Source organism: Sodalis ligni, from assembly GCF_016865525.2.
Taxonomy (GTDB): Bacteria; Pseudomonadota; Gammaproteobacteria; order Enterobacterales; family Enterobacteriaceae; genus Acerihabitans; species Acerihabitans ligni.
In genome coordinates this window covers 5053191-5074555 of record NZ_CP075169.1, presented here as the reverse complement: position 1 = coordinate 5074555, position 21365 = coordinate 5053191, and the positions used below count along the sequence as shown (strand labels likewise).

The following is a 21365-nucleotide window of genomic DNA, read 5'->3' as shown; positions in this document are numbered from 1 at the left end:
AGAATAGCGCGGCTTATGAATGGGGTTGCTGAATTAGAGATCGGCGCCTGTGTGTATTTCACAATAATTTTGGAGTGTTATAATGTCTCTAAGTGTTGAAGCAAAAGCAAAAATCGTTACTGATTTCGGCCGTGATGCCAAAGATAGCGGTTCCACCGAGGTTCAGGTTGCTCTTTTAACCGCTCAAATCAGCCATTTGCAAGGCCATTTTGCGGAACATAAGAAAGATCACCATAGCCGTCGTGGTCTGCTGCGCATGGTTTCACAGCGTCGTAAGCTGCTTGACTACCTGAAAGGTAAAGATGTCGCACGTTATACCAGCCTGATCGAGCGTCTGGGTCTGCGTCGTTAAGCCAGACAGTTTTGGTAGAAAGGGGCCTTATGCGGCCCCTTTCTTCTAGGCAGCGATAACCGTTCAAGGTAATGTGTTGTTGCTGATGAAGATTCTTCAATTGCTGAGATTCGCGCGGCTAATGAGAGGCTTTATCCAGGGGGATAAGGATTGTCATTAGTCGCGAGGATGCAATAGGAAGATGGGTTGTACCCTAAATAATTCGAGTTGCTGGAAAGCCAACGCACCTGCAACTTGAGGTATGGCGGGTATTGTTATCGGCGAGCGAGACAGAGAAGCCCGCCCAGAAAAAGGATATCATTTTGCTAAATCCGATTGTACGCAAGTTTCAATATGGACAACATACGGTTACGCTTGAAACCGGAATGATGGCCCGCCAGGCCACTGCCGCCGTTATGGTCAGCATGGACGACACCGCCGTATTCGTTACCGTGGTGGGTGCTAAACATGCCAAACCGGGACAGGACTTTTTTCCGCTCACCGTTAACTACCAGGAACGCACCTATGCCGCCGGCCGTTTCCCGGGCGGCTTCTTCCGCCGCGAAGGCCGTCCCAGCGAAGGCGAAACCCTGATTTCCCGTTTGATCGACCGTCCCATCCGTCCGCTGTTTCCTGATGGATTCCTGAACGAAGTCCAGGTCATTGCCACCGTGGTTTCCGTTAATCCGCAGGTCAGCCCGGATATCGTGGCCATGATCGGCGCTTCCGCCGCATTGAGCCTGTCCGGCATCCCGTTTAACGGTCCCATCGGCGCCGCGCGGGTCGGATATATCAACAAGCAGTACGTGTTGAATCCCACCACCGCCGAACTGGCTGGAAGCCAGCTGGACCTGGTGGTCGCCGGTACGGCGAATGCGGTTCTGATGGTGGAATCCGAAGCGCAGCTGCTGAGCGAAGACGAAATGCTGGGCGCCGTGGTCTTTGGCCATGAACAGCAGCAGGTCGTGATTGAAAATATCAAGGCCCTGGCGGCGGAAGCCGGCAAACCGAGATGGGATTGGCACGCGCCGGAAGTCAACGCCGATTTGCAGGCCCGGGTTGCCGAACTGGCCGAAGCCCGTCTGGGTGATGCTTACCGCATCACGGAAAAACAGGCGCGCTACGCCCAGGTTGATGCCATCAAGTCCGACGTTGCCGCGGCGCTGCTGGCTCAGGACCCTGCCCTTGACGACGGAGAAATTCAGGAACTGCTGGGCAGCCTGGAAAAAACCGTGGTCCGCAGCCGGGTGCTGCGCGGTGAACCGCGCATCGACGGCCGTGAAAAAGACATGATCCGCGGTCTGGATATCCGTACCGGCGTATTGCCGCGCACCCATGGTTCGGCACTGTTTACCCGTGGCGAAACCCAGGCGCTGGTAACCGCCACCCTGGGCACCGAGCGTGACGCGCAAAATATAGACGAATTGACCGGCGAGCGTACCGATCGTTTTCTGCTACACTATAACTTCCCTCCGTACTGCGTGGGTGAAACCGGCATGGTCGGTTCGCCGAAGCGCCGGGAAATCGGCCATGGCCGACTGGCTAAGCGCGGCGTGCTGGCCGTGATGCCGAAAGCCAATGAGTTCCCGTACACCGTGCGTGTGGTGTCGGAAATCACCGAATCCAACGGTTCTTCCTCCATGGCTTCCGTGTGCGGCGCTTCGCTGGCGCTGATGGATGCCGGCGTGCCGATCAAAGCGGCAGTGGCCGGGATCGCCATGGGACTGGTGAAAGAAGGGGATAGCTTTGTCGTGCTGTCGGACATCCTGGGTGATGAAGATCATCTTGGCGACATGGACTTCAAAGTGGCCGGTAGCCGCGAAGGTGTCACCGCGTTGCAGATGGATATCAAGATTGAAGGCATCACCCGCGAGATCATGCAGGTGGCGTTGAATCAGGCCAAAGGCGCCCGCCTGCATATCCTGGGCGTGATGGAACAGGCTATCAGTACGCCGCGCGGCGATATTTCTCAGTTCGCACCCCGTATTCATACCATCAAAATCAATCCGGACAAGATCAAGGATGTGATTGGCAAGGGTGGCTCGGTGATTCGCGCCCTGACGGAAGAAACCGGCACGACCATTGAAATCGAAGATGACGGCACGGTCAAAGTCGCTGCCACCGACGGTGAGAAAGCGCGCCATGCCATTCGCCGTATCGAAGAGATTACCGCTGAAATTGAAGTGGGCCGGGTCTATAATGGTAAAGTGACGCGTATTGTCGATTTTGGCGCCTTCGTGGCAATCGGCGGCGGCAAAGAAGGTCTGGTGCATATTTCCCAGATTGCCGACAAGCGTGTGGAAAAAGTGGCCGACTATTTGCAAATGGGACAAGAAGTGCCGGTCAAGGTATTGGAAGTCGATCGTCAGGGGCGCGTGCGTTTAAGCATCAAAGAAGCCACCACGCCCGGTCAGGATGCGGCAGTACCTGAAGTAGAATAAATCGGCACGATAAAAGAGTATAATTACTGTTAGCGCAATTTACAGCTCCTTACGCGGTAGGGAGCTGATCGTATCACAAGGGCGGGACGCCTTGTGTTAAGCCGATGGGGGACAGGACGTTCATCCAATGTTTTTCTTCGGGAGTGGGAAATGAGGCCTTACTTGCGCTGGTGGTTCGTTGCGATGGCGTTTATGCTGGCAGGATGCAGCAACATTGATTGGCGTAGTAAAGATGACGTATTAGCTGTTCCCTTACAGCCGACGTTACAACAGGAAGTCATCCTGGCGCGCATGGAACAAATCCTGGCGAGCCGGGCACTAACCGATGATGAACGAGCACAGCTATTATATGAGCGCGGAGTGCTGTATGATAGTCTTGGGTTGCGTGCGCTAGCGCGGAATGATTTTTCACAAGCGCTGGCAATACGACCCGATATGCCGGAAGTTTTTAATTATCTCGGCATATATTTAACGCAGGCAGGCAATTTTGATGCTGCCTATGAAGCGTTTGATTCTGTACTAGAGCTTGATCCAACTTACAATTACGCGTATTTAAACCGTGGCATCGCCTTGTATTATGGAGGCCGCTACCGTTTAGCGCAGGATGATCTGCAGGCGTTTTATCGCGACGACCCAAATGATCCATTCCGTTCGCTGTGGCTTTACCTGGTGGAGAAGCAAATCGACACCAACAAAGCCAAAGACGCGCTGGCACAGCGCTATCAGAAAGCGAACAGGGGGCAATGGGGATGGAATATTGTCGAGTTCTACCTGGGGGACATCAGTGAAACAACGCTGATGGAGCGCCTTAAGGCGGACGCAACGGATAACACTTCGCTCGCCGAGCATCTCAGTGAAACTGACTTCTATTTAGGTAAACACTACCTGAGTCTGGGGGACAAGAACTCCGCTTCGGCGCTGTTCAAACTGACGGTCGCTAACAACGTACATAACTTTGTTGAGCACCGCTATGCATTGTTGGAATTGGCGCTTTTAGGCCAAGGGCAAGACGACCTATCAGAATCGGACCAGCAATAGCTGACGAACTAAACAACTCAGCCCGATACCTTTTTTTTATCACCTGCGAGGGTGAGGGCTTGTTTGTCCGTTTTTAATCCAATTTGAGCCGGTTCACACTTTTGATGAAAATGACTGAAAGTTTTCACGACGAGGTATGTAGACTGGCCGCCATGATGAAATGAGGCACGTGTACATGTCTGAAGTTGAAACCTCCTTTGCTGATTTGGGACTCTCCACTCCCATCCTCAACGCTCTTCTCGATCTGGGCTACGAAAAACCATCGCCAATCCAGTTAGAGTGTATCCCGCAGTTGCTGGCGGGCCGTGATGTACTGGGCATGGCGCAAACCGGGAGCGGGAAGACCGCTGCGTTTGCTTTGCCCCTATTACATAATATTGATGCGGAACTGGCCGCTCCCCAAGTGCTGGTTCTGGCGCCAACCCGTGAGTTGGCGGTACAGGTCGCGGAAGCGATTTCCGATTTTGCCAAGCATATGAAAGGCATTAACGTGGTGGCGCTATACGGCGGCCAGCGTTATGACGTCCAGTTGCGCGCCCTGCGCCAAGGGCCGCAGGTTGTCGTGGGTACGCCGGGTCGTCTGCTCGACCATTTGAAACGCGGCACCCTCGATTTATCCAAACTCAGCGGTTTGGTGCTGGATGAAGCCGATGAAATGCTGCGTATGGGCTTTATCGAAGACGTGGAAACCATTATGGCGCAAATCCCCGCCAAGCATCAGACGGCGCTGTTTTCCGCCACGATGCCTGAGGCGATTCGCCGGATTACCCGTCGTTTCATGAACGATCCGCAGGAAGTCAGGATTCAGTCCAGCGTGACCACCCGTCCCGATATCAGCCAGAGTTACTGGACGGTGCACGGCATGCGCAAGAATGAAGCGCTGGTGCGTTTCCTCGAAGCGGAAGATTTCGACGCCGCCATCATCTTCGTGCGCACCAAAAACGCCACGCTGGAAGTGGCGGAAGCGCTGGAGCACAGCGGTTACAACAGCGCCGCCCTTAACGGCGATATGAACCAGGCCTTGCGTGAACAAACCCTGGATCGCCTGAAGGACGGTCGTCTGGATATTCTGATTGCCACGGATGTGGCGGCTCGCGGGCTGGATGTGGATCGTATCAGCCTGGTGGTGAACTATGATATTCCGATGGATTCGGAATCCTATGTGCACCGTATCGGCCGTACCGGCCGTGCGGGCCGCGCCGGACGCGCGCTGCTGTTCGTTGAGAACCGCGAACGCCGTTTGCTGAAGAATATCGAACGTATCATGAAGCTGGCTATTCCAGAAGTGGAAATCCCTACCGGCGAGTTGCTCAGCCAGCGCCGTCTGGAAAAATTCGCCTCGAAGGTCCAGGCCCAGTTGGAAAGCAGCGATTTGGATATGTATCGCGCCCTGCTGGCGAAGCTTCAGCCGCTGGAAGAGCTGGATATGGAAACCCTGGCCGCGGCACTGCTCAAAATGGCCCAGGGCGAACGTCCGCTGATCCTGCCGCCGGATCCGGTTATTGACCGTCGTCCGCGCCGTGAATTCCGCGAACGTGATGAACGTCGCCCGGAAAGCGCTGGTGCCGGCGGTGAACGTCCGGCACGCCGTGAACGTCGCGACGTGGGTGAAATGGATTTGTACCGCATTGAAGTGGGCCGTGACGACGGGGTGGAAGTTCGCCATATCGTGGGCGCCATTGCCAACGAAGGCGATATCAGCAGCCGGTACATCGGCAATATCAAGCTGTTCGCTTCCCACTCCACCATCGAACTGCCGAAGGGTATGCCGGGGGATATGCTGTCGCATTTCACCCGTACGCGTATTCTTAACAAGCCGATGAATATGCAATTTGTGGGTGAAGCCCAGGCCCAACCCCGCGGTGAACGCCGTGGCGGCGCACCTCGCGGCGGTTTCGGCGGCGGTGAACGTCGTGAAGGCGGCAGCGCTCCAGCCGGCGCGCCGGCCCGCCGTAACTTCAGCGATCGCCGTGAAGGCGGAGCAAGCACCGAGCGCCGTTTCAGCCGCGACGGCCAGCGCGCCCCGCGCCGTGATGGCGACAGCGCCGCCGCACCGGCAGGCCGCCGCCGTTTCGGTAGTGATGCATAAGATAGGATGACAAACCGCCCAAGGGCGGTTTCAATAGGTCCGGTGATGGGGTGGCCTTTGTCAACCCGGCGCTCGTGAAGTAGAGTGTCATGGGGCACACCCTTTAACAGGTTCGTTGCACGTTCGATGATCGCGGGCCTACCGCGCTGTGGGGCGCTCGGTCGGGCGGGAAATAACGCCCGATTCGACCCCTCAGCACGGTCTCCCTTTAACAGGTTCGCTGCACGTTCGATGATCGCGGGCCTACCGCGCTGTGGGGCGCTCGGTCGGGCGGAAAATAACGCCCGATTCGACCCCATCAGTACGGTCTCCCTTTAACAGGTTCGCTGCACGTTCGATGATCGCGGACCTATAGCGCATGAAAAAAAAACCGCCTTACCGGCGGTTTTTTTTTGCCCTGAATCCGGCCTCGGCCGGTGAGAATTACACCGTTAGCTCCGACCTAACGCTCATGGCGATTTCAAATGAGCGCAGCCGGGCCTGGTGATCAAAAATCTGTCCGTTAATCATCAGCTCATCGGCCCCGGTTTCGGTCAATATTGCCTGCAGACCGGCGCGGACCTTTTCCCGGCCGCCCACCACCGACATGCGCAGCGCCTGTTCGACGCCATACTGTTCTCCCGCCGACCATAACGCTTCGATATCTTCCACCGGCGCCGGCAACGGACCCGGTCGGCCGCGGCGCAGATTGGTAAACTGCTGCTGCATTGAGGTGAACAGATAGCGGGCGTTGCGATCGCTGTCGGCGGCAATTACGTTGATGCAGACCATGGCGTAGGGTTTTTCCAACGAAGCCGAAGGCTTGAACTGTTCGCGGTAGATGTCCAACGCTTGCCACAGCATATCCGGCGCGAAATGGGAGGCGAAGGCGAACGGCAGACCCAGGGCCGCGGCCAGCTGGGCGCTATACAGACTGGAGCCCAGCAGCCATATGGGCACATGCAGACCCTGGCCCGGCACCGCCTGGACCGGCGCCCCTGGCTGCACGTCGTCGAAATACATCAACAGCTCCTGCACGTCGCGGGGGAAATTGTCGGTATCGCCGGCGAGATGGCGGCGCAGCGCCACCATGGTCCGTTGATCGGTGCCGGGGGCCCGGCCGAGGCCTAAATCAATCCGGCCCGGATAGAGCGTCGCCAGGGTACCGAACTGTTCAGCTATCACCAGCGGGGAGTGGTTCGGCAGCATGACGCCGCCGGATCCCAGACGCAGGGTCTGGGTACCGCCGGCGATATAACCCAGCAGGACCGAGGTGGCGGCGCTGGCGATACCGGTCATATTGTGATGCTCCGCCAGCCAATAGCGGTTATAACCCCAGGTTTCGGCATGACGGGCCAGATCCAGGGACGATTCGAATGCCTGGCGGGGCGTCGCGCCCTGCGGCACCGGAGAGAGATCGAGAAGAGAAAACGGAACGGGTTGTTGTGCCATAATGTTACTCGCAGTCAATGGCGCCGATAGCTTTGCCGGCTAATGATAACTATGAGTATCAACCAAAATGGAATTTTTCGATACGCATAAAAAGCTGGGCCGTTTGTTCCGTATCCGCCTCCGATCCCGTGGCGGGGCTGTCACTCCACCAATGTCAATCCGGCGACCCGGCGCCAATAGCCATTGCAATCGGCATGTTGACTTAGGGGCAACGGCCGCTGTCCCTGCTCATTGGCACGAAAGCGCTCCAGCATCGCCAGGGTATCCATGCCCTGCGGGGACAGGCGCACAACGTCCACCAAATTCCCCATGGAGGGCAGCTCATTGATCAGGTTATAGCAATAACCGCTTTGGGTCTGTATGCCGTTCAGCACGAAGACCTGCTGCTGCTCCTGGGACAAGACCCGCCGGCCTTGGGGATATTGGATACAGCAGGTCTGGCATTCATCTTTCGGCCGGTTTTCCGAGCGGGCGGTGAAACAGCGGGCGGAATAGGCCAGGGGCAAATGGCCGTAGCTGAACAGCTCCACTTCGAATTGCCGGCGAAATCCCAATTCCTCGCACTGCAGTAGAATATTTTGCAGCCAGTCCCGCGACAGCTCTACCGGCATACACCAGCGCACCATGCCTTGCCGATGCAAAATACGCAGCGTATAGGCGTTGTAACAGTTCAGGGCCGGACCCGCCGCAAAAGGCAAACCTTTTTCCGCCGCCATTTGGACCACGCCGATATCGTTCGCTTCCAGCAAAAAATCACCGTTGTCGAGATAACGCTTTATTTCCGTCAGCTCGGATGGCGCCTGAATCAGCGCCAGAGTGGAAAGAACCACCTGCTTGCCCGACTGCGCCACGGCGGCCGCCAATTCCAGCCAATCGCCGGTTTTAAGCGCGCGGCGTTTGCTGCAGACGGTTTCTCCCAGATAGATAACGTCGGCGCTGCCGGCGCTGGCGGCGGCGTAAAACGCCTCGATATCGGCTTTAGACCAGTAATAGAGTACCGGTCCTAATGCATATTTCATGTCGGTCTCCTGTTACTGCCAACGACGGTGATAGGCGCCTAAGGTGGTTTGGGTCCCTTCGGATACCGCGCCTAGCGCCTCGTTCCAGGCGGCCAGCGGTTCGAAATGCCGGGGATCCGCCAGGCAGCTGTCGATGGCCTGGCGCCAGACCTTGGTCACCTGGCTGACATAGGCCGGGCTGCGCTGCCGTCCTTCTATTTTCACCGAGGCGATATTGGCGGCCATAAGCTCCGGCAGCAGTGCCAGCGTATTGAGGCTGGTGGGCTCCTCCAGGGTATGGTATCGCTGGCCGTCCACGAAATAGCGGCCTTTGCATAAGGTGGGATAGCCGGCGTTTTCCTCCGGCAGATAGCGGTCTATCAGGACATCGTTCAGGCGCGATTCCATCCCCGCCTCGGTTTGCTGCCAGCGGACAAAACGCGCCGGCGAGCAGGCGCCCACCGTATTCGGCGATTCACCGGTCAGGTAAGAGGAGAGGTAACAGCGTCCCTCTGCCATAATACACAGGCTGCCGAAGGCAAAGACTTCCAGCGGTACGGTACTGGTAAGCGCTAATTGTTTCACCTGATGCATGGACAGTACGCGGGGTAGTACCACCCTTGATACGGCGAAATGCTGCTGATAAAAACGGATGGCGGCTTCGTTGGTTGCCGACGCCTGTACCGAAACATGGCGTTCCACCTGCGGATAGCGTTCCGCCGCATACTCCAGCATGGCCGGATCGGACAGGATCAGGACATCCGCGCCGCCCTGTGCCGCCGTGTCAACCGCGCGCTGCCAGCGGGCGTAGCCGTCGGGATGGGCGAAGGTGTTAATGGCCACATGCAGCTTTCGCCGGTGGCGATGGATATACTCCTGCGCTTCATTGAAACGTTTTTCGGTAAAATTAAGACCGGCGAAATGGCGGGCGTTGGTATCGTCCTTAAGGCCGATATAAACCGCATCGGCGCCGTTATCCACCGCCGCTTTGAGGGCCGGCAGGTTGCCGGCGGGACAGAGCAACTCCATATGGCTCCCGATTGCTGGATGAACCTTCCCCAGATGGGGGAAGGCATTAAAAGTTCATTGGCCAACAGCTTGTTTTATCGGCAAATGATCATGCGTGATTGTGGCAATTCTAAATAAGGCGTGCCGCCGGTATTTTGATTTGGGGCAGCTTATGGCGTAATGGCGGCTTGAAAACCATAATTTCCTAAGGGAAATAGGCGATCTTTGTTGGAAAATAATTGATATAGACCCCGATTGGTTTTATTCACTGTGGCAAAATAGCTTAAGGTTCTTAGAGGAGTAGAAACAGTGTTGGATAAACTACGAGCAGACATAGTGCGCCGGGGGCCGTCGCTATTGCGCTTGCCAATCAAATTCACCCCTTTCGCGCTTAAGCGCCAAGTGTTGGAGCAAGTGTTGCGCTGGCAGTTTCGCGAAGCGCTGGCGGAAGGCGAGTTGGAGTTTTTATCTGGCCGCTGGCTGAGAATCGACGTTACCGACATGGCGTTGGAGTGGTATATGACCATCGACGACGGTCAGTTGAAAGTCAGCCGTCAGGCGCAAGCGGAGGTGAGTTTTAGCGGTAATGCCAACGATCTCATCCTGATTGCCGCCCGGAAGGAAGATCCCGATACCTTGTTTTTCCAGCGCCGTTTGCGCATTGAGGGAGATACCGAGTTGGGTTTGTACGTCAAGAATTTGATGGATGCCGTTGATCTGACCACGATGCCTGCGCTGCTGCGCATCGCATTGGCGCAAATGGCCGAGTTTATTGAAGCCGGGTTAAAAGAGGGCGCGGGCGGTGAAGGCATCCGCGTTTCCCCGTCGTGCTGATCAGGGCGGAAATACCGGTTGACGCGCCGGGTATCGATGCTCTGCTGCGCCGCGCCTTTCAACGTGATGCCGAGGCGGATTTAGTGCAACGGCTGCGTGAGGACGGACTTCTCACCCTGGGCATTGTGGCCACCGACCCAGAGGGCGGCGTAATCGGTTATGCCGCCTTCAGCCCGGTGTGGATTGAAGGTGAAGATTGCCAATGGGTGGGGCTGTCGCCGCTGGCGGTGGAAGATGAATTTCGCCATCAGGGCATCGCGCGGCAACTGGTGTATGAAGCGCTGGATATGCTGAACGAGTTCGGCTATCGCGGGGTGGTGGTGCAGGGGGATCCCGCTTATTACGCAGCGCTGGGCTTTGTTCCCGCCGCCCATGGACATTTGCATTGCCAACAGTTCGCCGCCGCCGCCCCCCTGCACATTTTCACCTTGGCTGAAGACGCGATGGCGGACGCAAACGGTCGGGTGGAATATGCCGAGCCTTTCAACCAGCTGTTGAATTGAACACTTCACGCCCGCCGGGGAAACACGCTGGACCACAGATCTTCCAGGGCGGATACCGGTGCGGCCACTAATTGCTCTTTTTGGCCGTGGGTCAATTGCTTAATCCGATATTCCCATTGCAGAGCATTGCTTCTGTCGCCGGCGGGGCAATGGAATACCAGCGTCAGCGGCCCTCTGCCCCGCAGCGCTTTTGCCCCGACGCCGCGTTCATGCTGCCTTAGCCGCCGCGTTACGTCGGTGGTGATACCGGTATACAGAATACCGTCGCCGGTACGTATTAAATAAAGATACCAGGATGTGCTCATGGCGTAGCGGGAGGCTCCGGGAAATCGTGGTCACGGGGCGGTTATTGTAACCTATTTCACCGGCCCGGGGCTAAATCGGAGAAACGATGAAATTTCCGGCAGAAAAGAAGTGGACAGTCTGTGACGCACCGCTATATTCTGATAAAAACCTTATAGAGAGTAAGCAATTGCCGTGAAGACAGACTCCGATCTTAAAGCCATCGTCGCTTATCTGAAAAAACAGCACGTGTTGTCGATGTGTGTCGGCGATGCCCAAAGCCTCTGGTGCGCCAATTGCTTTTATGCGCTTAATGAAGCCGAAATGACGCTATATATGCTGACGGATCACGGCACCCGCCATGGAACGTTGCTGGCGCAATACCGGCATGTGGCGGGCACCATCAGCGATCAGACCATCACCGTCAGCCTGATCAAAGGCGTCCAGTACAGTGGTGAAATGACGGTGCTCAGCGGCCCACAGGCGGATGAAGCGCGTAAGCTTTATACCTCGCGTTTCCCGCTGGCGAAAATCGCCAGCACGCCCATCTGGCAGCTAAGATTGGATGAAATCAAATTCACCAACAACAAGCTGGGTTTCGGCACCAAGCTAAGCTGGGTCCGGGAAGCCGGTAATACACCAGAAAGAGTATAGGCCTGATGGTCACCAGGGCTATCAGACTGCTGACAAGCGTACTCGGAGTTAATAAGTAGGGACAGGCTGCCAGAAGAGTAAACCGTCCGCGCCAGGGACGGCGCGGATCGAGCCTCCAAGGATGGATTCACGGCGTGTTTACGATCTGGTAGCCTGTCCCGACCGGTCACATTGCCCACAAGCTCAAAGGCCTGATGGTAACCAGGCCTATGATCGGTACCGTTACTTCTTATTCAGAATACGCAGTGATTCGCGATTGAACGCGGGTAAATCATCCGGCGTACGGCTGGTGACCAGCGTGTCGTTATCCACAACCACTTCTTTGTCAAAGAAATCGGCCCCGGCATTGATCAGATCCACCACGATGGGTTTGACGGCGGTCATTTTTTTGCCTCGCACCGCGTCGGCGCTGATCAGCAGCTGCGGACCATGACAGATGGCAAAAATAGGCTTGCCGCTGGCGGCGAAAGCGCGGGTAAACTCAACGAAACGATCATCCCCCCGCAGCGAATCGGGCGAATGGCCGCCGGGCAGCAACAAGGCGTCAAAGTCTGATTCATTCACATCGTCTATGGCCTTATCGATGGTAACTTTAGCTTCCCCGCGTTTACCGGTTATGGTGTTGCCGGCTTTTTTCTCTATGGTGATAACCTGGTGTCCGGCATTCTGATACGCTTGGGCCGGGGAGGTAAATTCGGCATCTTCAAATTCATCGGTGATCAAAACAGCGATTTTCTTGCTCATCCCGTCCTCCGTTTAGTAAGAATTGAGCTCAACTAAGCCTAGTGCTGAATCAGACAGGCGGCAAGTAAGGCGGTTAAACCGGGAGAATAACAGCGGTTTATTGAGGAGCGGAAAAATGTCACCGAAGAACATAAGCGAACGGCAAAACGGCGCCTAAAGGCCGGTATGAGCAGAATATTCGTTAAATTATAAATAATTGGTCTAATGTTTCAAAATAAATTTTTTCTTTGAATCTTATTAATATATATTATTTTCAGCGGGATATAACCGGGATATTCTTTTCCTCAGTATTCCATGGTTTAAGATAATACTGAGGTATTTATTGGCATGCCGTCGAACAACACCGGCCATTCAGGTTTTGGCGGACAATTTCATCTGCTGCTCGGTTTTATATCCGGCAATTTCAATGGAGTTCCTGCCGCGGTTTTTCGCTAAATAGAGCGCGGTATCGGCGGCGCGCAGCGAGGCCTCAATATCATTGTCGGCCATCACGGCAATACCGGCGCTTAACGTCACGTTAGTAGAAACCTTGTCATTAAACTTATGGGGAATTTTCAAATCCAGCACCGCCTGCCTTACGGCTTCGGCGGAGGCGATGGCGATACTTTCGTCGACGTCAATCAGCATGACCAAAAACTCCTCGCCGCCGTAGCGCACTACGATATCCCTGGAGCGGACCGTATCACGAATGGCTGCCGCCACGGCCACCAGTGCGCTGTCCCCCATGGTATGGCCGTAGTTATCGTTGTAGGCTTTGAAATGATCGATATCCAGCAGCAGTATATAGTGGCGAACCGGCCGATCGCCGGGCAGATTATTCAGCCTGTTATGCAAACCCCGGCGGTTATAGAGTCCGGTCAGCGGATCGATCATGCTCAGATCGCTGAATTTTTCCCGTTCTTCGCTTAACCTTCTCACCAGTTCGGACGTAAAGGCTTCGCTGCGTTTTTGCATGAGGTTATGCAGTGAAAAACTGACAAGAGGCAACGCGATGGTGAAAAGCAGCGTCAGGATATGGGCAAAGTCATCCAGTACGATAACGGTCAAGGCCGACGGCAAACTATGCAGGCAAAACGCGATAAAGTTATCGGTGAGCGAGATGGCGCTGATAAAAATATCACCATCAGGCTGTATAATAAAAGTCGCTATCGTTGACGGCGGTGCTATTAAAGCGAATGTCGATATGCCAAGCCCATAACATGCCAATACAAATTGCAAAAATTCAGTTCATGCGCATAGCTTTTCAATTGGAAGTTACAGGCTATTATTGCTGACCCGCAAAATAGCGCCACTATAAGAGAAGGTAAAGTAGCGGAAGCGGAATTATTTAAAGCATTAAGAACATAAAATATCGAAAGTGCGATATTAAGAAGAAGAAACAATAGCAGCGAGAGGCGATGCTTACTCTTACGAAGTTCATCATAACTATAAATATTTATCATGTCCTAACTGGTAAGCTCCATCGATGGAAAATGGCTATAACAGACGACACGAATCCTGGAAAGAGTTTCGTGTTAATAATTTTGTTTGGTTTTATATTTAAAATTTTAATGCCCGTTAGGATAATTTAACAGTTTTATGGGCTCCTGTCATCCGCCGATGTGCGGGGCCGGCTTATGGGCGTACAGTACGAATGATTCTAATGAGGGGGATTTATCGGAACATGAGTGATAAAGAAATTTGGTGCGAAGAGAGGGACTTGAACCCTCACGTCCGTAAGGACACTAACACCTAAAGCTAGCGCGTCTACCAATTCCACCACCTTCGCACAACGTTCTTCATCATGTTGAAATTTTACCGCTACTACACTCTATCCGGCATCGCCACCGATTGGTGCGAAGGGAGGGACTTGAACCCTCACGTCCGTAAGAACACTAACACCTGAAGCTAGCGCGTCTACCAATTCCGCCACCATCGCGTGCAAGTCGGTCGTGCCGATAGGCTGTGGTTGTGCTGGTACGAAGAGAGGGACTTGAACCCTCACGTCCGTTAAGACACTAACACCTGAAGCTAGCGCGTCTACCAATTCCGCCACCTTCGCATGACACCGGCCTGGCTTACGCCCTGCCACCACGGAGGCGAATTCTAGAGGTTTTGGCGTCAAGGTCAATAATTATTTGAGCTGAAGCGGGCATTTGACGTAAAAAAAGCGGTACCTCGCGCAAATTTCCGTCTCCTGTCCGCTTTGGCATTCAATGTGGGTTACGCCCCTTTGCCGGACTTGCCTTTCCCGCGTGAAACGGTATGGATAGCCTGGTAGACCTTGAACCGGCCGGTTTGCGCCAATACGGTATGGTTACCAAACACCGCGTCCAACAGCGCCGGGTAGGGTAGGAAGGCATTGGCGACGATGCGCAGCTGGCCGCCGATGCGCAGATGGGCCTGCGCGCCGCGAATCAGATTTTCCGCCGCCTGCAGATTGGTGTGCATGCCGTCATGGAAAGGCGGGTTGGACAAAATCATATCAAAACGCCCCGGCAAACCTGAATAGACATCGCTCACCACCACGTTGCCGGTGAGATGATTGCTGTCCAGTGTGGCCTGGCTGGCAGCCAATGCCGGCGCATGTACATCGCCGAGGGTCAGGTCCAGCCCGGGAAACCGGGTGGCCAGCACCGCCGCCAGCACCCCGGTGCCGCAGCCGATATCCGCTATGGCGCCGATCACCGGCTTTTCAAAGGTGGAGAGTAAAAGCTGGCTGCCCGTATCCAGCCCGTCCCGGCTGAACACCCCCGGCAGGGTTTTTATCGTCAGCCCGTCAAGCTGATAGCCGCTCCAGAACGAGTCCAGGTCAAAGTGCGGGGCGTTTTGCAGGCTGCCGTGGTACAAACCGCAGCGGCGGGCGCTGTCGATTTTGGTCAACGGGCAATATTCCGCCAGCATCGGTTCGGCGCTGCGCACGCCGCTGCGGTTCTCTCCCACTACAAACACATCGGCGCCAAGGGGCAGCAACGAGAGTACGTTAAACAGCTGGAATTGAGCTTCCGGCTTGTTTTTCGGCCAGAAATAGATGAGCGTATCGCATTGCCGGACAAAATCGGCCTGCGCCAGCAAACCGTAGCGCACGTTTTCCGCAGGCATTTTCCCTTGCAGCGCCAGACAGTGATGATACCAGGCGGTATGGACCAATACGTTTTCGGCCTCGAGTTCGGCGGGCAGCAAATCCTGTACATCGCCGGCAAACAGTACCCGCTTATTCAAAAAATCGTCTTCGTGACGAAGTATCACTTCACTGGCTGGTGTTAACACTGGCATGCGACAAAGGCTCCTCATTAATCCGAGCGGGGAGTATAGTGCTTTATTGCCCCGTGTTCGATGGGTTTGGTAGCATGGCGGCGTGAATTTACCTCGCGAACGGAAAAGTAATGACATCAAGACGCGATTGGCTGTTGCATCAACTGGGTATCACGCAATGGACGCTGCGGCGTCCCGCCGCGCTGTCGGGGGAGGTGGCGGTGGTGTTGCCGCCGGAAATCCGCCTGTTGATCGTGGCCGAGGCGCCGCCGGCGGCGGAGCATCCTCTGGTGGGGGATGTGGCGCGCAGCCTGGGCCTGTCACTGCATCAGTTATACCGGCTTACGCCTGAACAGGTAGTGATGCTGCCCCCCCAGACCCGCTGCCACAGCTGGTGGATGGGGCTTGAGGCGACGCGTTCCCTGTCCGGGGTCTCTTTTACCACGCCGCCGCTGGCCGCCCTGCTGGGCAACGCCGCGGCCAAGCGCGATCTATGGCAGCAGATTTGTCGTTATGAACAAGATTTCTCCGCTTAGCCCCGCCGATCTACGGGATGCGTGGCACATTGAGCAGGCCAGCCATGCATTCCCCTGGTCGGCAAAGACTTTCGCCGATAATCAGGGCGATCGGTATCTGAATTTCAAGCTTTCCGTCGGGGAACGGCTGGCGGCATATGCCATTACCCAAACGGTGCTTGACGAAGCGTCGCTGTTCAATATCGCCGTTCATCCCGAGTACCAGCGCCGCGGCTTAGGGCGAGAACTCCTGGAATACCTTATCGGCGAATTGGAGAACCGGGGCATATTGACGTTATGGCTGGAAGTCCGGAAATCCAATTCTGCCGCCATTGCGCTGTATCAGTCCCTGGGGTTCAACGAGGTCTCGGTGCGACGTGACTATTATCCTGCCGCCGCCGGGCGCGAGGATGCCATCATCATGGCCCTGCCATTGGGATGACGGCGGGATTCGCCGCGCCGCCGCCTTCCTGCAAATCGGCGTACTCAGGATATATCAATAGACCCGGTCTCCATGTAGAATCTGGCATCGGCAACATTTTATTAGAAAACGCGTACATCAAGATGTACCCATCGAGAAACAGAAGATGAAGAATGCTTCTTACGCCGCGGAAGTTGCGGCCCGGCGAACTTTTGCGATTATATCGCACCCCGACGCCGGTAAAACCACTATTACTGAAAAAGTCCTGCTGTTCGGACACGCCATCCTTACCGCCGGGACGGTAAAGGGCAGAGGCTCAAGCCACCATGCGAAATCCGACTGGATGGAAATGGAAAAACAGCGCGGCATTTCCATTACCACGTCGGTCATGCAGTTCCCTTATCAGCATGCCCTGATCAATTTGCTGGATACCCCCGGGCATGAGGACTTCTCGGAAGACACCTATCGGACGCTGACGGCGGTGGACTGCTGCTTGATGGTTATCGACGCCGCCAAAGGCGTGGAAGACCGTACCCGTAAACTGATGGAAGTTACCCGCCTGCGGGATACGCCGATCCTGACCTTTATGAACAAGGTCGATCGCGATATCCGCGATCCGACGGAGCTGCTGGATGAAGTGGAGCACGAGCTTCGTATTGCCTGTGCGCCCATTACCTGGCCCATCGGCTGCGGTAAATTATTCAAAGGGGTTTACCACCTCTATAAGGACGAGACTTACCTCTATCAGACCGGTCAGGGCCATACCATCCAGGAAGTGAGGATTGTCAAAGGCCTGAATAATCCCGATTTGGATAAAGCCGTCGGGGAAGATCTGGCGGCGCAGCTGCGGGAAGAGCTGGAACTGGTGCAGGGCGCGTCCCATCCGTTCGAGGAGCAGGCATTCCTGCGCGGCGAACTTACCCCGGTCTTTTTCGGCACCGCGCTGGGCAATTTCGGCGTCGATCATATGCTGGACGGTTTGGTGGCCTGGGCGCCCCCGCCGATGCCGCGTAAAACCGATACCCGCGTCGTTACCGCCGACGAGGAGAAATTTACCGGCTTCGTCTTTAAAATCCAGGCCAACATGGATCCTAAACACCGTGACCGCGTGGCCTTTATGCGCGTCGTGTCGGGGCGCTATGAAACCGGCATGAAGCTGTATCAGGTCAGGACCGGTAAAGAGGTGTTGATTGCCGATGCCCTGACATTCATGGCCGGCGACCGTTCGCATATTGAAGAAGCCTATCCCGGCGACATCATCGGCCTGCATAACCACGGCACCATTCAGATCGGCGACACCTTCACCCAGGGTGAAAAAATGAAGTTCACCGGTATTCCGAACTTCGCGCCGGAAATGTTCCGTCGTATTCGTTTGCGCGATCCGTTGAAACAAAAGCAGCTGCTAAAAGGGCTGGTCCAGCTTTCCGAGGAAGGCGCGGTACAGGTTTTCCGCCCCATTACCAATAACGATTTGATTGTTGGCGCCGTGGGCGTACTGCAGTTCGAAGTGGTGGTGGCCCGGTTAAAGAGCGAATACAACTGTGAAGCGCTGTACGAATCGGTGAATGTTTCCACCGCCCGCTGGGTTGAATGCAATGACCCAAAAAAACTCGAAGAGTTTAAACGCAAGAACGAGCTGAATCTGGCGCTGGATGGCGGTGATAACCTGTCTTATATTGCGCCGAGCATGGTGAACCTGACCCTGACTCAGGACCGCTCCCCGGATGTGCATTCCCAAAAACCCCGCGAGCATTACCCCCCCGCCGTTTTTCCATAGCAATAGGGGCCGGCATTATCGAGCATTCGTTAATGCCGGGCTGAACGACAGAAGAGTCAATCCACCGGGCGCGTTGCTGGCGGGCCCGGAACCTGGCTTTACCGTCATGCCTATTCCTGCCATGAAGTACGGATTGTTCCTAAATCCTTGCTTATCCATCAATTTTGATGATTTTTAACCTCATAACCATGCAATTTGTTATTTCTGGTCTATAGTTAAATTGTCGCTGACGAAACGGTGTATTTAGCTAGTTAAACCGTTTGAATTAGAGTGAAAAGCTACCGACTGCATTTTGAAAGCAATAACTCTCTATATTGTGCAGAAACATATAGCCATAGCCTTAATCCTGTTAATCGAATGAGTCACCGCCATATCGCGGTGCCCCAAGATTTTGATGCTTTCCCGGTGAATCGGCCGGGTGGCAGTTAGTACGGCCGCATTTGCGGCAAAAAAAACCCTGATTCGGGTAGATAGCGAAAAGGAAACACCTATGAAAAACTTACATATTTCACAGACACTTACGGCTTTAGTTCTCGGTACCATCCTCGCCGGCACCTCCGCGATGGCCAATGATACCATCAAGACCGATGCCAACAGTACCGCGGCTAAAATCGATAACTCGATGAAGAGCGCCTCCAACTATATGGGCGACAGCGCGGTTACCGCGAAAGTGAAGAGCGCGCTGGTAAGCGATAAAGGCATCAACAGCACCGATATCTCCGTTGAGACCAATCACGGCATGGTGACGTTGAGCGGTTTTGTTAACGATCAGATGCAAGCTGAACGTGCGGTTACCGCCGCCAAATCTGTGGATGGCGTAAGCAGCGTCAGCGATAAGCTTCATGTTAAAGAAGCTGGTACTACCGCCAAATCCTATGCCAGCGACTCCGCCATAACCAGCGAAGTGAAAGCTAAATTCCTGGCTGACAGCGTAGTCCCGTCGCGTAAGATCAAAGTGACCACTGACAATGGCGTGGTTCAGCTCAGCGGCCGCGTGCAAAATGCACGGGTAGCCGATCGCGCTGAAAGCGTTGCAAAAGCCGTTGATGGTGTGAAAAGTGTTAAAAACGATTTACGGGTAATTCAAAAATCATAATAGTTTGGGGATTAATGTTCCTAGAACATTAATCCCGGGCATGGGCACTAAATAGTAATGTAGCAACCTGCCCGGGGAGCGAGCCGTTCCCCTTAATCCGGGTAGAGACGAAAAAAAATATTTCAATTATTTGGGTAAGGAGAGGCTTATGTTTCGTTGGGGCATTATATTCTTGGTTATCGCTTTAATTGCCGCAGCTTTAGGTTTCGGTGGTTTGGCAGGTACAGCAGCATGGGCGGCCAAAATAGTCTTCGTGGTCGGCATTATACTGTTCCTGATCAGCTTGTTTACCGGCCGTCGGCGTTTGTAGCGAGCAATTGTCATAATATTCCTGTAAAGTCTTCACCCATGCGGTGAGTGCCGGGGAGGGGGATATGAATAGCGACATCGTTGTTGGCAGATTGAAGCAGTGGAAAAGCCAGATGTGGTTATTATGGGCAGAGTGGTTTGATAGCGACTGCGCCTGGGTTGCGGGAAGCAACGATTACCTCTCCGGGGTCATACAGGAAGATTACGGCAAATCCATACAACCCGCCACGGCGCCGGAATCAGAGAATCTTCATTGATTCTCAGTATATTCTGGCTTTTTTGGCGGATGACAACAGGACCGCGTATTCATCAGCGGTCATGTTTTTTTCTTCTGAACAGCCTGTTTTAACTTACTTTTCCTATATCCTCATTAACACTCCCGGTTTTAAAGCAATTATCATTATGTTCTATACTCCTCTGATTCGGCGTTGACGTTTATCATTCCCGTAGGTGAAAGAAAACGACGTGCTTTAGCTTAGGTGTCCTCATGACAAAACCGGTTTTCATCGATACGCATTGCCACTTCGATTTCTCCCCTTTCAGTGGTGATGAAGCCGGCAGTATTGCCCGTGCGAACGAGACCGGCGTACAGCGGATCATCGTGCCTGCGGTGGAGGCGGATCGTTTCGCCGGCGTGCTTGCGCTGTCCGAGCGTTATCCGGCGCTGTATGCCGCCCTGGGAATGCATCCCATCGCCATATGCCGCCATGACGATGATGGGCTGGCGCTGCTTGAGCACTGTCTTCGTTCCCCCAGGGGCAAACTGGTGGCGCTGGGAGAAATCGGCCTGGATGATTATATCGACGAGCCATTGATGACGCGGCAGGTTGCCTTGCTGGAAGATCAGCTCCATTTGGCTAAACGCTATGATCTGCCGGTTATCCTGCATTCGCGCCGCACCCATGACCGGCTGGCCGCCCTGCTGCGGCGGGTCGATCTGCCCCGTACCGGCGTGGTGCATGGTTTCGCCGGCAGTTATCAGCAGGCGGAGGCGTTTATCAAGCGGGGTTATTATATTGGCGTCGGCGGGACCATCACCTATGCGCGCGCCACCAAAACCCGCGGCGTCATGGCGCGTTTGCCGCTAGAATGGCTGCTGCTTGAAACCGACGCGCCGGATATGCCGCTGTCGGGTTTCCAAGGGCAGCCCAACCGTCCCGAACGCGTGCGGGAAACCTTCCGGGTACTATGCGAGCTACGTGACGAGCCGCCGGAACGGATTGCTGAAATAATCTACCGCAATACCCTCGCTCTGTTTGGATTAGCGCGATCTAACGCATAAATCTTTATCTACAGGCAGCTAATTTGCGCCAAGTGTGAAAAAATAGAAGCGCGCGTAAGGCAGGGCATTTTACCCCTGCGCCTCTGAGACAGGCTTATGCGGTGAGAGGGATCTCAGATGCCCGGTAACAGGGCCTTCTTCAAGGAACCAAGTCCGCTCGCCAACATGCAAAACCGGAAAGTTGGAGAGTACTATGAATAAGTTGATTGCGGCCCGTCGTGCGTACCATCGCCCTAGCGGCATCTTATCTTGCATCGGCCGGCCCCGTCATGGGACCGGAGCGGGGGGACGCATGCCGTTTCCGCTTCGGCGCCCCAAGCTTGCCGGCTTCTCTGCCCCCGATCCCGGGCCACTCCTTGCCCCATCCCGATAGCGGCG

21 protein-coding genes, 3 tRNA genes and 1 pseudogene are annotated in these 21365 nt (G+C 55.0%); 15 read left to right on the top strand and 10 right to left on the bottom strand.

All coding sequences use genetic code 11. From position 1 onward, the window contains the following. Nucleotides 1–82 precede the first annotated feature (82 nt). The 5 genes from rpsO (at nt 83) to GTU79_RS23675 (ending at nt 5899) form a co-directional block, all read left to right on the top strand. Nucleotides 83–352 (top strand): 30S ribosomal protein S15, encoded by a 270-nt coding sequence (gene rpsO, locus GTU79_RS23695; RefSeq protein WP_074012496.1) that lies wholly within the window; start codon nt 83–85, stop codon nt 350–352. Nucleotides 353–654: 302 nt separating this feature from the next. After that, a complete protein-coding gene (gene pnp, locus GTU79_RS23690; protein WP_203523943.1) occupies nt 655–2772 on the top strand; it encodes a polyribonucleotide nucleotidyltransferase in 2118 nt (705 codons plus the stop codon). A 150-nt stretch (nt 2773–2922) separates the two neighbouring features. After that, nucleotides 2923–3810: a lipoprotein NlpI gene (gene nlpI / locus GTU79_RS23685; RefSeq protein ID WP_132925805.1), complete on the top strand. Its 888-nt coding sequence runs from the start codon at nt 2923–2925 to the stop codon at nt 3808–3810. Between the two features lie 104 nt (nt 3811–3914). Continuing rightward, nucleotides 3915–3974: a protein YrbN gene (gene yrbN / locus GTU79_RS31605; protein ID WP_132928005.1), complete on the top strand. Its 60-nt coding sequence runs from the start codon at nt 3915–3917 to the stop codon at nt 3972–3974. Nucleotides 3975–3985: 11 nt separating this feature from the next. Then, nucleotides 3986–5899, top strand: a complete 1914-nt coding sequence (locus GTU79_RS23675; protein WP_132925807.1) for a DEAD/DEAH family ATP-dependent RNA helicase — start codon at nt 3986–3988, stop codon at nt 5897–5899. 423 nt (nt 5900–6322) lie between these two features. Here GTU79_RS23675 and GTU79_RS23670 read toward each other — a convergent pair whose 3' ends face one another. The 3 genes from GTU79_RS23670 to ubiU all read right to left on the bottom strand — a co-directional run bounded on the left by GTU79_RS23670 (nt 6323) and on the right by ubiU (nt 9357). Continuing rightward, the gene (locus GTU79_RS23670; RefSeq protein WP_132925809.1) at nt 6323–7330 is read right to left on the bottom strand and encodes a luciferase-like monooxygenase; all 1008 of its coding nucleotides are present in this window, start codon (nt 7328–7330) and stop codon (nt 6323–6325) included. Nucleotides 7331–7470: 140 nt separating this feature from the next. Beyond that, nucleotides 7471–8349, bottom strand: coding sequence for a U32 family peptidase (locus GTU79_RS23665; protein ID WP_203523942.1), 879 nt, complete (start codon nt 8347–8349; stop codon nt 7471–7473). 12 nt (nt 8350–8361) lie between these two features. Further along, the gene (gene ubiU, locus GTU79_RS23660) at nt 8362–9357 is read right to left on the bottom strand and encodes a ubiquinone anaerobic biosynthesis protein UbiU (protein ID WP_203523941.1); all 996 of its coding nucleotides are present in this window, start codon (nt 9355–9357) and stop codon (nt 8362–8364) included. A 288-nt stretch (nt 9358–9645) separates the two neighbouring features. On the opposite strand from ubiU, the gene ubiT reads away from it, so the two are divergent. Continuing rightward, nucleotides 9646–10170: a ubiquinone anaerobic biosynthesis accessory factor UbiT gene (gene ubiT / locus GTU79_RS23655; protein ID WP_132925815.1), complete on the top strand. Its 525-nt coding sequence runs from the start codon at nt 9646–9648 to the stop codon at nt 10168–10170. Then, nucleotides 10164–10673 carry a GNAT family N-acetyltransferase gene (locus tag GTU79_RS23650; protein WP_203523940.1) on the top strand — a complete coding sequence of 170 codons (510 nt, stop codon included), beginning with the start codon at nt 10164–10166 and terminating at the stop codon, nt 10671–10673. The genes ubiT and GTU79_RS23650 overlap by 7 nt, the downstream gene beginning before the upstream one ends. Before the next feature lie 5 nt (nt 10674–10678). Here the strand turns inward: GTU79_RS23650 and GTU79_RS23645 are convergent, their stop codons facing one another. Next, nucleotides 10679–10978, bottom strand: coding sequence for a GIY-YIG nuclease family protein (locus GTU79_RS23645; RefSeq protein ID WP_203523939.1), 300 nt, complete (start codon nt 10976–10978; stop codon nt 10679–10681). Between the two features lie 172 nt (nt 10979–11150). Here GTU79_RS23645 and GTU79_RS23640 point away from each other — a divergent pair, with 172 nt between their 5' ends. Continuing rightward, on the top strand, nt 11151–11609 hold the full coding sequence (locus tag GTU79_RS23640) for a YhbP family protein (RefSeq protein WP_132925821.1): 459 nt from the start codon (nt 11151–11153) through the stop codon (nt 11607–11609). A 222-nt stretch (nt 11610–11831) separates the two neighbouring features. On the opposite strand, the gene GTU79_RS23635 is transcribed toward GTU79_RS23640, so the two are convergent. The 6 genes and pseudogenes from GTU79_RS23635 to rsmC all read right to left on the bottom strand — a co-directional run bounded on the left by GTU79_RS23635 (nt 11832) and on the right by rsmC (nt 15608). Beyond that, complete coding sequence (locus GTU79_RS23635) at nt 11832–12353, bottom strand: type 1 glutamine amidotransferase domain-containing protein (RefSeq protein ID WP_132925823.1); 522 nt, start codon at nt 12351–12353, stop codon at nt 11832–11834. Between the two features lie 351 nt (nt 12354–12704). Next, nucleotides 12705–13795, bottom strand: a pseudogene (locus tag GTU79_RS23630) (GGDEF domain-containing protein). Between the two features lie 239 nt (nt 13796–14034). Then, a tRNA-Leu gene (locus GTU79_RS23625) sits at nt 14035–14121 on the bottom strand. Nucleotides 14122–14184: 63 nt separating this feature from the next. Continuing rightward, nucleotides 14185–14271: transfer RNA gene (locus GTU79_RS23620), tRNA-Leu, on the bottom strand. A gap of 36 nt (nt 14272–14307) precedes the next feature. Then, nucleotides 14308–14394, bottom strand: a tRNA-Leu gene (locus GTU79_RS23615). 161 nt (nt 14395–14555) lie between these two features. Continuing rightward, nucleotides 14556–15608 carry a 16S rRNA (guanine(1207)-N(2))-methyltransferase RsmC gene (rsmC, locus tag GTU79_RS23610; RefSeq protein WP_203523937.1) on the bottom strand — a complete coding sequence of 351 codons (1053 nt, stop codon included), beginning with the start codon at nt 15606–15608 and terminating at the stop codon, nt 14556–14558. 110 nt (nt 15609–15718) lie between these two features. Between rsmC and GTU79_RS23605 the strand changes: the two genes are divergently transcribed. The 7 genes from GTU79_RS23605 to GTU79_RS23575 all read left to right on the top strand — a co-directional run bounded on the left by GTU79_RS23605 (nt 15719) and on the right by GTU79_RS23575 (nt 20987). Further along, on the top strand, nt 15719–16123 hold the full coding sequence (locus GTU79_RS23605) for a DNA polymerase III subunit psi (RefSeq protein WP_203523936.1): 405 nt from the start codon (nt 15719–15721) through the stop codon (nt 16121–16123). Then, nucleotides 16101–16544: a ribosomal protein S18-alanine N-acetyltransferase gene (gene rimI / locus GTU79_RS23600; protein WP_203523935.1), complete on the top strand. Its 444-nt coding sequence runs from the start codon at nt 16101–16103 to the stop codon at nt 16542–16544. The genes GTU79_RS23605 and rimI overlap by 23 nt, the downstream gene beginning before the upstream one ends. 145 nt (nt 16545–16689) lie before the next feature. Beyond that, nucleotides 16690–18300 carry a peptide chain release factor 3 gene (gene prfC / locus GTU79_RS23595; RefSeq protein ID WP_214513422.1) on the top strand — a complete coding sequence of 537 codons (1611 nt, stop codon included), beginning with the start codon at nt 16690–16692 and terminating at the stop codon, nt 18298–18300. A gap of 490 nt (nt 18301–18790) precedes the next feature. Beyond that, nucleotides 18791–19396 (top strand): molecular chaperone OsmY, encoded by a 606-nt coding sequence (osmY, locus tag GTU79_RS23590; RefSeq protein WP_132925834.1) that lies wholly within the window; start codon nt 18791–18793, stop codon nt 19394–19396. A 148-nt stretch (nt 19397–19544) separates the two neighbouring features. Next, nucleotides 19545–19706, top strand: a complete 162-nt coding sequence (locus GTU79_RS23585) for a DUF1328 domain-containing protein (protein WP_132925836.1) — start codon at nt 19545–19547, stop codon at nt 19704–19706. A 64-nt stretch (nt 19707–19770) separates the two neighbouring features. Next, complete coding sequence (locus GTU79_RS23580) at nt 19771–19962, top strand: CsbD family protein (protein WP_132925838.1); 192 nt, start codon at nt 19771–19773, stop codon at nt 19960–19962. Between the two features lie 230 nt (nt 19963–20192). Beyond that, nucleotides 20193–20987 carry a TatD family hydrolase gene (locus GTU79_RS23575; protein ID WP_214513421.1) on the top strand — a complete coding sequence of 265 codons (795 nt, stop codon included), beginning with the start codon at nt 20193–20195 and terminating at the stop codon, nt 20985–20987. Nucleotides 20988–21365 lie beyond the last annotated feature (378 nt).

What these genes read in the sequence shown, in the direction of transcription:
- rpsO (WP_074012496.1), top strand. Translation starts at nt 83, where the DNA reads ATGTCTCTAAGTGTTGAAGCAAAAGCAAAAATCGTTACTGATTTCGGC.
- nlpI (WP_132925805.1), top strand. Translation starts at nt 2,923, where the DNA reads ATGAGGCCTTACTTGCGCTGGTGGTTCGTTGCGATGGCGTTTATGCTG.
- GTU79_RS23675 (WP_132925807.1), top strand. Translation starts at nt 3,986, where the DNA reads ATGTCTGAAGTTGAAACCTCCTTTGCTGATTTGGGACTCTCCACTCCC.
- GTU79_RS23670 (WP_132925809.1), bottom strand. Translation starts at nt 7,330, where the DNA reads ATGGCACAACAACCCGTTCCGTTTTCTCTTCTCGATCTCTCTCCGGTG.
- GTU79_RS23665 (WP_203523942.1), bottom strand. Translation starts at nt 8,349, where the DNA reads ATGAAATATGCATTAGGACCGGTACTCTATTACTGGTCTAAAGCCGAT.
- ubiU (WP_203523941.1), bottom strand. Translation starts at nt 9,357, where the DNA reads ATGGAGTTGCTCTGTCCCGCCGGCAACCTGCCGGCCCTCAAAGCGGCG.
- GTU79_RS23645 (WP_203523939.1), bottom strand. Translation starts at nt 10,978, where the DNA reads ATGAGCACATCCTGGTATCTTTATTTAATACGTACCGGCGACGGTATT.
- GTU79_RS23635 (WP_132925823.1), bottom strand. Translation starts at nt 12,353, where the DNA reads ATGAGCAAGAAAATCGCTGTTTTGATCACCGATGAATTTGAAGATGCC.
- rsmC (WP_203523937.1), bottom strand. Translation starts at nt 15,608, where the DNA reads ATGCCAGTGTTAACACCAGCCAGTGAAGTGATACTTCGTCACGAAGAC.
- GTU79_RS23605 (WP_203523936.1), top strand. Translation starts at nt 15,719, where the DNA reads ATGACATCAAGACGCGATTGGCTGTTGCATCAACTGGGTATCACGCAA.
- rimI (WP_203523935.1), top strand. Translation starts at nt 16,101, where the DNA reads ATGAACAAGATTTCTCCGCTTAGCCCCGCCGATCTACGGGATGCGTGG.
- prfC (WP_214513422.1), top strand. Translation starts at nt 16,690, where the DNA reads ATGAAGAATGCTTCTTACGCCGCGGAAGTTGCGGCCCGGCGAACTTTT.
- osmY (WP_132925834.1), top strand. Translation starts at nt 18,791, where the DNA reads ATGAAAAACTTACATATTTCACAGACACTTACGGCTTTAGTTCTCGGT.
- GTU79_RS23585 (WP_132925836.1), top strand. Translation starts at nt 19,545, where the DNA reads ATGTTTCGTTGGGGCATTATATTCTTGGTTATCGCTTTAATTGCCGCA.
- GTU79_RS23580 (WP_132925838.1), top strand. Translation starts at nt 19,771, where the DNA reads ATGAATAGCGACATCGTTGTTGGCAGATTGAAGCAGTGGAAAAGCCAG.
- GTU79_RS23575 (WP_214513421.1), top strand. Translation starts at nt 20,193, where the DNA reads ATGACAAAACCGGTTTTCATCGATACGCATTGCCACTTCGATTTCTCC.